Annotated in this window: 9 protein-coding genes; 1 reads left to right on the top strand and 8 read right to left on the bottom strand. The window is 69.8% G+C overall.

The window, feature by feature from the left end:
* Window position 1: 1 nt before the first annotated feature.
* From ACIBX3_RS00195 to ACIBX3_RS00205, 3 genes are read right to left on the bottom strand one after another with little or no spacing between them, the layout of a single operon-like run.
* Window positions 2-1201 (bottom strand): spermidine/putrescine ABC transporter substrate-binding protein, encoded by a 1200-nt coding sequence (locus ACIBX3_RS00195; RefSeq protein WP_397111546.1) that lies wholly within the window; start codon window positions 1199-1201, stop codon window positions 2-4.
* Between the two features lie 9 nt (window positions 1202-1210).
* Window positions 1211-2272 carry an ABC transporter ATP-binding protein gene (locus ACIBX3_RS00200; RefSeq protein WP_397111547.1) on the bottom strand — a complete coding sequence of 354 codons (1062 nt, stop codon included), beginning with the start codon at window positions 2270-2272 and terminating at the stop codon, window positions 1211-1213.
* 6 nt (window positions 2273-2278) lie between these two features.
* On the bottom strand, window positions 2279-3712 hold the full coding sequence (locus ACIBX3_RS00205; protein ID WP_397111548.1) for a gamma-aminobutyraldehyde dehydrogenase: 1434 nt from the start codon (window positions 3710-3712) through the stop codon (window positions 2279-2281).
* Window positions 3713-3910: 198 nt separating this feature from the next.
* Between ACIBX3_RS00205 and ACIBX3_RS00210 the strand changes: the two genes are divergently transcribed.
* The gene (locus tag ACIBX3_RS00210) at window positions 3911-4402 is read left to right on the top strand and encodes an Lrp/AsnC family transcriptional regulator (protein WP_397111549.1); all 492 of its coding nucleotides are present in this window, start codon (window positions 3911-3913) and stop codon (window positions 4400-4402) included.
* Here ACIBX3_RS00210 and ACIBX3_RS00215 read toward each other — a convergent pair.
* The 5 genes from ACIBX3_RS00215 to ACIBX3_RS00235 all read right to left on the bottom strand — a co-directional run bounded on the left by ACIBX3_RS00215 (window position 4399) and on the right by ACIBX3_RS00235 (window position 11763).
* Window positions 4399-5904, bottom strand: coding sequence for a purine-cytosine permease family protein (locus ACIBX3_RS00215; RefSeq protein ID WP_397111550.1), 1506 nt, complete (start codon window positions 5902-5904; stop codon window positions 4399-4401). The two genes, ACIBX3_RS00210 and ACIBX3_RS00215, sit on opposite strands and share 4 nt — an antisense overlap.
* Window positions 5901-6836 carry an agmatinase gene (gene speB, locus ACIBX3_RS00220; protein WP_397111551.1) on the bottom strand — a complete coding sequence of 312 codons (936 nt, stop codon included), beginning with the start codon at window positions 6834-6836 and terminating at the stop codon, window positions 5901-5903. Before speB ends, ACIBX3_RS00215 begins: the two co-directional genes overlap by 4 nt.
* Window positions 6837-7055: 219 nt before the next feature.
* Entirely contained in the window at window positions 7056-9809 is a 2754-nt protein-coding gene (locus ACIBX3_RS00225) for a glycoside hydrolase family 38 C-terminal domain-containing protein (RefSeq protein WP_397111552.1), read from the bottom strand.
* Window positions 9806-10891: a Gfo/Idh/MocA family protein gene (locus ACIBX3_RS00230; protein WP_397111553.1), complete on the bottom strand. Its 1086-nt coding sequence runs from the start codon at window positions 10889-10891 to the stop codon at window positions 9806-9808. The genes ACIBX3_RS00225 and ACIBX3_RS00230 overlap by 4 nt, the downstream gene beginning before the upstream one ends.
* Window positions 10888-11763 carry a TIM barrel protein gene (locus ACIBX3_RS00235; protein WP_397111554.1) on the bottom strand — a complete coding sequence of 292 codons (876 nt, stop codon included), beginning with the start codon at window positions 11761-11763 and terminating at the stop codon, window positions 10888-10890. Before ACIBX3_RS00235 ends, ACIBX3_RS00230 begins: the two co-directional genes overlap by 4 nt.
* Between the last annotated feature and the right edge of the window lie 19 nt (window positions 11764-11782).

Consider the following 11782-nt stretch of genomic DNA (forward strand, 5'->3'; position numbering starts at 1 on the left):
GCTACGCCTGGGTGATGGACTGGAAGATCGGGTTGAAGATCTGCTGCTGCTTGTTGTCCAGCGGCGTGTAGCCGCGCAGCTTGGCGTAGTCGGCCTCGGTCGGGAACATGAGAGAGCTGCCGACCATGTCCTCGAGCGCCTTCTTGGTCTCCCCCTTGGCCGTCTTGGCCTTCTCCCTGAGCAGGTCCTGGACGGCCGGGACGGGGGTGACGTACTGGATGAACTCATCCAACTCGGCGGCCACGGCCGGCTGGTAGAGGTAGTCCATGAGGATGAGCGCGTCCACCGGGTTGGCGGCGCCCTTCGGGATGAGCATGTTGTCGGTCCAGATCGTGCCGCCCTCCTCGGGCACCACGAACTTGACCGGCTCGCCGGCGAGCTGGCGCTGGAAGACGTCGCCCGACCAGGCCATGGTCAGCCAGACGTCGCCCTTGGACACGGCGTCGATATAGCTCTGGTCATAATATTTCCGGACAATTCCGGCGTCGCGCTGCTCCTTGAGCTTCTCCCCGGCCTTGCGCCAGTCCGCCTCGGTCGACTTCTCCGGGTCGATGCCGAGCGCGAACATGCCGAAGTTGCCGATCTCCTGCGCGTCGGACATCATGCCGACCCGCCCCTTGTACTTCGGGTCGAACAGCGACCGGATGCTGGTGATGCCTTCCTTGACGTGCTCGGTGTTGTACGCGATCCCGGTCACACCAGAGGTGTACGGGATCGTGTACTTGTTGCCCGGGTCGTAGGCGCGTTCCTTGTACTTCTGCCCCGCGTTGGCCGCGAAGTTCGGCAGCTGGGCGTGGTCGAGCGGCACGCAGTAGCCCAGCTGGATCATGTTCTGGAGCTGGATGCCGTTGGTCATGACGACGATGTCGTAGCCCAGCGACTGCCCGGCGCGCAGCACCGGATCGGCCTTGCCGAAGAACTCGGCGTTCTCCTGGATGACCTCTTTGTACTCGTACGAGATGCCGGTGGCCTGCTGGAACTGCTTCAGCGGAGCCTGGTCCTCGGGCATGTACTCGGGCCAGTTGGCGAAGACGAGCTTGCCGTGCTTGGTCTGCTTGGACCAGAAGTCCTTGACGGCGTCGGCCTTGGGCGGTGCGGCCTTCTGCCCCTGCACGCCGCAGGCGGCCAGGGCCAGCCCCGCGGCGGAGAGCCCGGTCAGCCTGAAGACGTCACGACGGGGGAGGTGGAGACGGGGTTCCATGAGGTGCTATCAACTTCCAATCACGTACGAGTGCTGCGCCTGCCAGGACAGCCACACGGAGTCTCCCCGCTCCGCCGTGGCCGTGGCGTCATGCGCGTTCTGCTGGAAAACGGTGATCTCGGCCCCGTCAGCGAGACTCACCGCGTAACTGTTGTAGGTGCCCAGGTAGACCACCTCGGCCACGGTGCCGCGGACGGAGCTCAGCCCGTCCGAAGGCTCCTCGGTGCCGATGGTGATCTTCTCGGGCCGGACGGTGACCGTCACGTCGCCGTCCTGGCCGGGCACCAGCACCCGGCCACCGCTGATCTTGAGCGTGCCGCCGGTCGCGGTGCCCGTCAGCAGGTTCGAGGTGCCGATGAAACCGGCCACGAACGCCGTCGAAGGCCGCTCGTAGATCTCGCGCGGCCCGGCGAGCTGCTCGACCAGGCCGTCGTTCATGACGGCGATCCGGTCGCTCATGGTCAGCGCCTCGTTCTGGTCGTGCGTGACGTACACGAACGTGATGCCGACCTCGCGCTGGATGCGCTTGAGCTCGATCTGCATGGCCTGACGCAGTTTGAGGTCGAGCGCGCCGAGCGGCTCGTCGAGCAGCAGCGCCCGCGGCCGGTTGACCAGGGCCCTGGCCAGCGCCACCCGCTGCTGCTGGCCGCCGGACATCTCGCGCGGGCGGCGCTTCTCCCTTCCCGTGAGGTCGACGATCTCCAGCATCTCGCCGACCCGCCGCCTGATCTCCTCCTGCGGCGTCTTGCGCTGCTTGAGCCCGAAGGCCACGTTGTCCCAGACGCTCATGTGCGGGAAGAGCGCGTAGGACTGGAAGACCATGTTGACGTCGCGCCTGTTCGGCGGGACGTTCGTGACGTCCTGGCCGTGCAGCTTCACCAGGCCCTTCGTCGGGGCCTCGAAGCCGGCGATCATCCGCATGGTCGTGGTCTTGCCGCAGCCGGACGGGCCGAGGAGGGAGAAGAACTCCCCCTCGGCGATGTCCAGCGAGACGCCCTTGACGGCTTGGACGGTCTCTCCGTGCGAGAGGTATTCCTTGACGACGTTCGCAAGCTCGATGGCACTGGTCATCGTGTGCTATTCACCGATGTAGTGCATGACGTGCTTGACGCGGGTGTAGTCGTGCAGGCCGAACACCGACAGGTCCTTGCCGTACCCGGAGTGCTTGAAGCCGCCGTGCGGCATCTCCGACACGAACGGGATGTGCGTGTTGACCCAGACCACGCCGAACTCGAGCCGGTTGGACATGCGCATGGCGCGGCCGTGGTCGGAGGTCCAGACCGAGCCGCTCAGGCCGTACTTGACGTCGTTGGCCTTGGCCAGCGCGTCGGCCTCGTCGGTGAACGTCTGGACGGTGATCACGGGTCCGAAGACCTCGTTCTGCACCATCTCGTCGTCCTGCTTGAGCCCGTCCACGATCGTCGGGGCGAAGAAGTAGCCCTTGTCGCCGACGCGCTGCCCGCCGGTGAGGATCTTGGCGTGCGGCGGGACGCGCTCGATGAAGCCCTGGACTTTGGCGAGCTGGTTCTCGTTGTTGAGCGGCCCGTACAGCGCGTCCTCGTTGTCGAGGCCGCCGGTGACGGTGCCGGCGGCGGCCTCGGTCAGCGCGGCCACGAACTCGTCGTGCACGCTCTCGTGCACGAGCACCCGGCAGGCGGCGGTGCAGTCCTGGCCGGCGTTGTACAGGCCCGCGGTGGCGATGTCGGCGGCGGCCTTGCTCAGATCCTTGACGTCCTCGAAGACCACGACCGGCGCCTTGCCGCCGAGTTCCAGGTGCACCCGCTTGAGGTCGTCGGCGGCGCTCTTGGCGACCGACATGCCCGCGCCTACCGAGCCGGTGATCGCGACCATGGAGGCCACCGGGTGGCTCACGACGAGCGCGCCGGTCTCGCGGTCGCCGGTGACGACGTTGAAGACGCCCGGAGGCAGGACCTCGCCGAGGATCTCGGCGAGCTTGAGCGTGGAGGCCGGGGTGGTGTCGGACGGCTTGAGCACGACCGTGTTGCCGGCCGCGAGCGCCGGGGCGATCTTCCAGACCGCCATCATCATCGGGTAGTTCCACGGCGTGACCTGGCCGACCACGCCGATCGGCTCGTGCCGGATGACGCTGGTGTGGTCGGCGAGGAACTCGCCCGCCGTGGGGCCCTCGAGCGTGCGCGCCGCGCCCGCGAAGAAGCGGAAGTGGTCGGCGGCGATGGGGGTCTCGTCCTCGGCCATGCGGGCACGCGGCTTGCCGGTGTCGCGGCACTCGGCCTCGTTGATCTCATCGGCCCGCGCGTCGATCGCGTCGGCCACTTTGAGCAGGAGGTTGGACCGCTCGCCCGGGGTGGTTCTGCCCCACGAGTCGAAAGCGGCGGACGCGGCGGCGAAGGCGGCGTCGACGTCCTCGGTGCCCGACACGGGGGCCTGCACATAGGCCTCACCCGTGCAGGGATCGATGATGTCGGAGAATCGGCCGCTCTTGGCGTCCACGAACTCACCGTTGATGAAGTTCTGCAGACGGGTGGTCATGCGCCCTCCTCGCGAGGTGGCTGAGATGCCGCGACTCTGACAGAGCGGAAGCATCTGGACAAGGGATTTCGTGGTGAAGATATCAAATTGCTACGAATTCGCTTGACAGACCGCCAAGAACTGACAACATGTCGCAGCAGGACGGCAACCAAGCGGGAATGCCCCCGAAACGCCGGACCGCTAGGAGGATCCCTCTCGATGACGACGCCGCCCCGCGTACGCCGAAACAGCTCGAACCCCGGTCCCGTCGTGCTCGACGACCTGTCCAAGCAGATCATCGAGCAGCTCCAGGCGGACGGGCGCATGCCGTACGCGTCGATCGGCAAGGCGGTGGGCCTGTCCGAGGCCGCGGTACGCCAGCGCGTGCAGCGGCTCCAGGAGGCCGGCGTCATGCAGATCGTCGCGGTCACCGACCCCCTGACGCTGGGTTTCCCCCGGCAGGCGATGATCGGGATCAACTGCGAGGGCGACCTGGAGGCGGTGGCCGACGAGCTGGCCGCCATCGAGGAAATCGACTATGTGGTGCTCACGGCGGGCTCCTTCGATGTGATCGTCGAGGTGGTGTGCGAGGGCGACGGGCACCTGCTGGAGATCCTCAGCAAGATCCGCGCCATCCCCTCGGTACGCGCCACGGAGTCGTTCGTGTACCTCAAGCTGCGTAAGCAGACGTACTCCTGGGGCACCCGCTAGCCCACGGTCTCGGTCTCCAGGATGGGCAGGATCGGTGTGTCCGCCGTCCGCACGAGACGCGGCCCGTCCGGGCCGTAGACCTCTCTCGGCTCAGGGAACGCGGTGAGCAGCGCCAGGTAGAGCACCCCGGCCACGGCCAGGCCCACCGGCAGCGAGACGTCCACGCCGCCCGCCAGGTCGCCGAGCGGGCCGACGAACTGGCCCGGCAGGTTCACGAACGCCAGCGCCGGCCCGGCCGACGCCAGCCAGGCGGTCAGGCCGCGCCAGTTCCAGCCGTGCGCGAACCAGTAGCGGCCGCCGCGCTGGCGGCGGTTGAAGACCTGGAGCGCCTCGGGGTCGTACCAGCCGCGCCGGGTCACGTAGCCGAGCATCATGATCACCATCCACGGCGCCGTGCACGTGATGATCAGCGTGGCGAACGTCGAGATGCTCTGCGTGAGGTTCGCGGCGAAGCGGCCGATGAAGATGAAGACGATCGACAGCGTGCCGATGAACACGGTCGCCCGCACCCGCGAGAACCGGGGGAAGACGCTGGAGAAGTCGAGTCCTGTGCCGTAGAGCGCGGTCGTACCCGTGGACATGCCGCCGATGAGCGCGATGAGACAGACGGGCACGAAGTACCAGCCGGGGGCGATGGCCAACAGCCCGCCGACGTAGTTGGGCGCGGCCGGATCCATGAGCTCCGCCGCCTTGACCGCGATGATCGACGCCGTGGCCAGCCCGAAGAAGAACGGCAGGATGGTGGCGATCTGCGAGAGGAAGGCGGCGGCCATGACCCGGGAGCGCGGCGTGCTTGCCGGGATGTACCGGGACCAGTCGCCCAGGAAGGCGCCGAACGACACCGGGCTCGACAACACGATCAGCGTCGCGCCGATGAACGACGGCCAGAACAGCGGATCGCCCGCCGGGAGCGTGCCGGGATAGGACGGGTCGAAGTCCCCGGCGAAGGCGAAGGCCCCCAGTACGAACAGCAGCGACGCCGCCGCCACCGCGACCTTGTTGACGAGCAGCATGAACCTGAACCCGTACACGCAGACGACGAGCACGAGCACCGCGAAGATCCCGTACGCGACGCCGTACGACAGGTCCGTGTCCGGCAGCCCCGCCAGCCGGTGCGCACCTCCCACCAAGGCGTCCCCCGACGACCACACCGAGATCGAGAAGAACGCGATCGCCGTCAGCAACGACAGGAAGGACCCCACGATCCGGCCGTGCACGCCCAGGTGAGCCGACGACGAGACGGCGTTGTTGGTGCCGTTGAGCGGCCCGAACAACGCCAGCGGCGCCAGGATCAGCGCGCCCGCCACGAGCCCCAGCACGGTCGCGGCCAGCCCCTGCCAGAACGACAGGCCGAACAGGATGGGGAAGGCCCCGAGCACACACGTGGCGAAGGTGTTCGCGCCGCCGAACGCCACCCTGAACAGGTCGAGCGGCCGCGCGGTCCGGTCCTCGTCCGGGATGCGCTCGACGCCGTACGTCTCGATCTCGGTGATCTCGCTCATGACTGTTTCTCCCGCATCGCCAGCAAGGTGACAAGGTCGTACGCCACGTGGGAGGCGGCGATCGAGGTGATCTCCGCGTGGTCGTAGGCCGGGGCCACCTCGACGACGTCCGCCCCGATGAGGTCGCATCCGGCCAGGCCGCGCAGAATCTCCAGCAGTTCCCGGCTGGTGAGGCCGCCCGCCTCCGGCGTCCCCGTGCCCGGGGCGTGGGCCGGGTCCAGCACGTCGATGTCGATCGAGACGTACAGCGGCCGGTCGCCGACCCGCTGCCGCAGCATGTCGATCACCTCGTCCAGGCCGCGCCGCAGCACGTCGGCCGCGGTCAGGATGCCGAACCCGAGCCGCCGGTCGTCCTCCAGGTCCTTCTTGCCGTACAGCGGCCCCCGGATCCCGACGTGGCTGACGGCCTCGGTGTCCAGCAGCCCCTCCTCCACCGCCCGCCGGAACGGCGTCCCGTGCGTGTACTCGGCCCCGAAGTAGGTGTCCCAGGTGTCGAGGTGCGCGTCGAAGTGCAGCAACGCGACGGGCCCATGCTTTCTGGCGGCCACCCGGAGCAGCGGCAAGGCGATCGTGTGATCCCCGCCGATGGTGACGAGCTTCGCCGGGACGGAAGCGGCGGCCTCCTCGATGCTCTCGATGGCCGCCCCGATATCGAAGGGATTGGCCGCGATATCTCCGGCATCGACCACCTGCGCCCTCTCGAACGGCGACACGTCGAGCCCGGGGTGGTACGGCCGCAACAACCGCGAGGCCTCACGGACCGCGGCGGGCCCGAACCTGGCGCCGGGCCGGTAGGAGACGCCGGCGTCGAAGGGCACCCCCACGACGGCGACGTCGGCCCGCTCCACCTGGTCGAGACGGGGCAGGCGGGCGAAGGTGGCGGGCCCTGCGAAACGCGGGACCCTGGCGGAGTCGACGGGGCCGATGTTCATATCGGCCAGTGTTTTCCATGCCTCTGAGCTGGGGCAATTGTCGGCGACATGAAGTAGAGCCGCGTGTGTTGTGGCTGCCCACAAGGCGGCGGGAGGTTGTGCGGCGATGAGGCACGCCGGCTACCCGGTCGTTGTCCGGGTCTCGTTGCGTCTCCCGAACGACGCCGAATTCGGTGGCTCGGGCCGGCGCGATATTACTTTTTGCGTTCGATACGCTACCTACAGTTGACGAATCTGGATGGTCGAGATTTCCCAAGCCTTCAGGCGAAGCCGTACCTCGCCATCCTTGACCTGCACTGACTCGCCCGGACGCCCTCGCAGGTCGGCATGCCGGGCTTGCACGATGCCGCCCGAAATCACGGCTTCCGTGTCGTTAGGGGTGAGCGCCACCACGCGGAGTTCCCGCCACCCGTCGCGGACCCGCAGCGAGGTCATCACCACGCCGTCCCCCGTCACCGACAGCCCGGCGGCAGGGGCGGGCAGGTCCAGAGAACGATCGCCGGTCCCCGGGACCACCAGCAGGTCGTGGCGGAAGGTCTCCGCCTGGGGGACCACCTCGCCCCACGACTTCTCGTACGGCATCAGCGCCAGGCTCACCGACCGCACCCCGCGCGACTGCGCCCCCGGAGTCGGCAGTTGCGGCCCGGCCGGTTCCGGGCGGAGCGCGTTGCGGTTGCGGGACAGGTAGCCGGCCGAGCGCAGCAGGGTCAGCGCCAGCTCCCCGTCCACCAGCTCGTACTCCGTCACGTGCTCCAGCAGCACGGCCACCCCGCCGGCCGCCACCCACGACGAGGCGGGGAAGGTGGGCAGGGGCGTCTCCCCGCAGCCCGGCTCCGCGGTCAGTCCGCGCGTCACGACGGCGAACTGGCCTTCGGCGTGCGACTTCGTCGCCGCGACGGGGAGCGGGACGTGCAGGCGGACACGGTGGTCGGTGCAACGGTTGTCGAACTCGACGTGCAGGCGGACGTACGGCTCGCCGGCCCGCAGCTCCACCCTGGTCGTGACGACGATCTCCTCCGTGCGGGAAGTCCTCGAAAGAGCGGGGACCTCGGGCGCGCCGTCGAGCCCGTCACCGGCCGCGGGCCACCGGTACGTGCGCCGTACGTCCACCGCCGCCACCAGCGGTCCTGAGCAGACGAGCTCCACCTCGACCGACTCCGGCGCGGACACGATCAGGTCGGCCGGCGGCGGCGCGTGGTTGTAGGTGTCGCCGACGTCGCCCCCGTCCACGATGCGGCCCGCTCCCGTCACGGTCGTGCCGTCCTGGCCGATCAGCGTCAGCGTCCCGTCGCCGGCGATGGCGACCCGCAGCAGCCCGTTGTCCATCACCTCCTCGTCGCCGCGCACCGGCAGGGTGGCCGAGTCGGAGCCGAGCCAGCAGGAATCGTGGTGCCGGATGTCAGGCAGGCCGCCGGAGGGCACGGGCGGGCCGAACACCCGCTCGCGCGGCACGGGCCGGAGACTGGTGTGGCCCAGCGGCGGCACCTCGACCATGGCCGCGACCGTGCGCCTGGGCTCGGCGAGGATGCGGACGCGGCTCACGCCGTCCAGCGCCCCGCGCAGGTCGGCCACGTCGAAGGCGGCCGAGGTCTCGCGGGCCACCGTGAAGGTCAGCACGCCGTTCTCGGCCGACCAGCCGGTGATGTGCTGCCCGTACAGCTCGGTGCCATGGATGAACGTCAGCGCCGTGGCGGGGTCCATCTCCTCGTCGAGCAGCAGCGTGGGCGCGTACTCGAGCGGCTGGGCCGGCACGGGAGCGCCCGAGGGGTCCACCAGCGGGTCGCTCCCGGCGACGTCGACGATCACGATGCCGCTGCGCACGCCGGGCGTGGGGTTGACGACGAGCACCCCGTCCGACGGCACGGCCGCGGCCAGCTGCGCGGTCACCATGTCGCGTACGGCCTGCCCGAGGTGCTCGGCCTCCGCGATACGGGCGGCCACCTGCTGGGCGGTCTCGTCCACGCCGCACCCGGTCACCGAGTCGTGCCCGCTGGCGTCCACCAGCCGCCACCACGCCATGTCGAGGAACCGCCCGGGCCACTCGCCGCTCCAGAGGGCGGCCATCGGCTCGGCGTAGCGCTCGACCATCCGCTCGGCGCGGCCCATGGCCTGCTTGAGGTGGGGGCGGATGGAGATGACGCCGGGGAGGATGTTGGCCCGGGCATGCGAGCGCAGCTCTCCCTCGACCCGGGGCAACCCCGCCACGTCATCCGAATATTGTCCGGAATAGCGGGACCCGATATAGCCGGACAAGGTGTCCATGCGGGCGTCGATCGCCGCCACCATCTCCGGCAGGCCGCGTACGGGCGCCGAGTGGTCGGTGCCGTACATCGCCAGCAGCGGCCCCTCGGGCCCGTGCCACTCGCGCATCGTCTTCACGAAGGCGGCCGCCCGGTCCGCCAGCCCTTCGGGGTCGTGGAAGAGGTGGGCGCCGTTGCCGTACCCGCCGGCCGGGAGGTACTGGGTCCGCAGCGCCGTCCCGTCGGGGGCGACCCAGGCGAAGGCGTCGGTGGTGACGGAGGACGGCACGCCCCGGTAGACGCAGGCGTCCGCGAGCCCGGCCTTGCGCAGGATTTGCGGCATCTGCGCCACGTGCCCGAACATGTCCGGCAGGTAGCCGACCGGCATCGCCCCGCCGAGCTTGTCGGCACGGTCCATGCCCAGCTCCAGGTTGCGGACGATGTTCTCGCCCGAGCACAGGAACTCGTCCAGCAGGATCTGCCACGGTCCCACCGCCAGCCTCCCCGACTCGACCAGCGCGGCGACGCGGTCGCGGTTCTCCGGCCGCACCTCCAGGTAGTCGTCCACGCAGGCGAGCTGGCCGTCGAGGGTGAAGTGGTAGCCGGGCTCGCGCTCCATCGTGTCGAGCACCTCGTCCAGCAGCGCCACCAGGCGCAGCCGGAAGCGCTGGAACGGCTCGTACCACTCCCTGTCCCAGTGCGTGTGCGGTACTACGACGATCTCCGTGCTCACACTGCCTCCCCTCCGATGGGCAGATCATGCTGTACGGCGTAGCGGGCGGCGATCCGCTGGGCCGTCACGATGTCCTCCAGCGCGCCGCGCACGTCGGTGAGCGGCGGCTTTCCATCGTTCACGAAAGCATGGAAGGCGGCCAGTTGTACTTCGAACGCCTCGGTCACGTCCCGGTATTCGTTGCGGGACTCGGCGCCGGACACGACGGTGAGCGTGGTCGGCGCGTTCATGAGGTAGGGCGCGGGGAAGGCCAGCTCCAGCGTGCCCTGGTCGTGGTGGATGGCCACGGTCTCGCGGTAGGCCGGGTAGTCCTCCAGGTAGTGCCAGCGGATGGCGAACCGGCCCTGGGCGGGCAGCCGGCCGGAGATCTCGATGGAGCCGGGGGCGGTGGCGGGGCCCCAGGCCTCCACGTACGAAATTTCCACAGGCGACCCGGTAAAGCGCCTCAAGAGCGACAAGTCGTGACATATCGACCCCAGCGCCACTCCGTACACATTCCGCACCGCCTCCGGCGCCGCATCCCCCAGCGCCCCTGAGACGAGCGCGCTCTCGGCGGCCCGCAGCGAGGCGAGCAGGCCGGCGTCCACGTCACGCGCCTGAGCCAGGTTCGCGAACGCCAGTTGCGACCCCGCGCTCGGATGCAGCACGGTCACCTCGACCGACCTGATCACACCGGGGCCGCCCAGCTCGGCCAGCAGTTCCTCGGCCCGGCGAACGGCGGGGTCGTACTGCTTCATGTAGCCGACCATCAGCCGCCCCGCGGGCAGCGCCGCCACCTCTGCCCTGGTCACGGCAAGAGGCTTCTCGCAGAGCACCGCGTAGCCGGCGGCCAGCGCCCGGCGCACGGTCTCGCCGTGGGAGCCGGAGGCCAGCACGAGCACGGCGTCGAAGCCGCCGGCGTCGATCAGTTCCTCCTGCGCCGTGTAGCGCCGGGCGACGCCGAGCCGATCGCCCACGGCGTCGGCGAGGGTGCGCGACAGGTCGCAGACGGCGGTCACCTCGAACAGGTCGCGGCGCCTGGACAGCAGCGGCACGTACACCGCCTGCGTGACCGCGCCGCATCCGATGAGAGCGATTCTCACAGTCCCAGTTCCTCCAGTTTGCGGCGGTTGGCGGCTTGGTCGGCGATGTTCTCGGCGACGGTACGGCGGCCGGGCAGGGTGTCCTGCTCGATGACGACCCAGCCCGCGTAGCCGATCTCGTCGAGCGTGCCCACCACGGCGGGCAGGTCCAGCTCGCCCTCGCCCAGCCGGGCGAACCCGCCGCGGCCCATGAGCTCGTGCAGATCGGCGCCGTCGGCCAGGGCCTGGGCGAGGATCGCGGTGTCGCCGTCCTTGACGTGCACGTGCCCGATCCGGCCGGCCCACGCGCGCAGCGCCGCGACCGGGTCTCCCCCGGCCAGCAACAGGTGCCCGGTGTCGAGGCAGAGCGGCACGTCGGTGAGCTCCAGCAGCCGCTCCACGTCCTGCGGTGTTTCCACGTACGTGCCGAGGTGGTGGTGGAAGGCGGGCTCGAAGCCGCGGTCGCGGCAGCGGTTCGCGGCCTCCTGGACGCGGGCGGCGTACGACGGCCACGCGGACGCCGTCAGCCCGGGAACGCTGCCGCCCGGCCGGGCGAACCGCTCCGGCGAGCCGGAACAGCCCAGCGTGGGCCGTGGCGGAAACGGAGCGGCCGGCGCCGCGGCGAACACGTCAAGGGTGGCCTCCAGCGCGGGCAGCCCTCGCTCGAACTCCTCGGCGTCGCCGTACCGCAGGTCGGCCCAGCCTCCGGCGAGCAGCAGCCCGCCGAGCCGGTCCATGCTCAGGTAGCCGATCGGCCCGAGGTCGATGCCTTCGTACCCGGCCCCGGAGACCGCGTGGACCATCTCGTCGGCGCTCAGCGGCGGCGGCACGTCGGTCAGCCCGAACACACCGAAACTCACGGGAGCGTTCGCCACCATCACTCGCGCGTTCACGGCCTCACTCCGTGAGGCG

Source organism: Nonomuraea sp. NPDC049480, from assembly GCF_044465905.1.
Taxonomy (GTDB): Bacteria; Actinomycetota; Actinomycetes; order Streptosporangiales; family Streptosporangiaceae; genus Nonomuraea.

Coding starts and splice junctions, on each gene's coding strand:
- ACIBX3_RS00200 (WP_397111547.1), bottom strand. CDS start 2,272: ATGACCAGTGCCATCGAGCTTGCGAACGTCGTCAAGGAATACCTCTCG.
- speB (WP_397111551.1), bottom strand. CDS start 6,836: ATGAACATCGGCCCCGTCGACTCCGCCAGGGTCCCGCGTTTCGCAGGG.
- ACIBX3_RS00195 (WP_397111546.1), bottom strand. CDS start 1,201: ATGGAACCCCGTCTCCACCTCCCCCGTCGTGACGTCTTCAGGCTGACC.
- ACIBX3_RS00215 (WP_397111550.1), bottom strand. CDS start 5,904: ATGAGCGAGATCACCGAGATCGAGACGTACGGCGTCGAGCGCATCCCG.
- ACIBX3_RS00210 (WP_397111549.1), top strand. CDS start 3,911: ATGACGACGCCGCCCCGCGTACGCCGAAACAGCTCGAACCCCGGTCCC.
- ACIBX3_RS00205 (WP_397111548.1), bottom strand. CDS start 3,712: ATGACCACCCGTCTGCAGAACTTCATCAACGGTGAGTTCGTGGACGCC.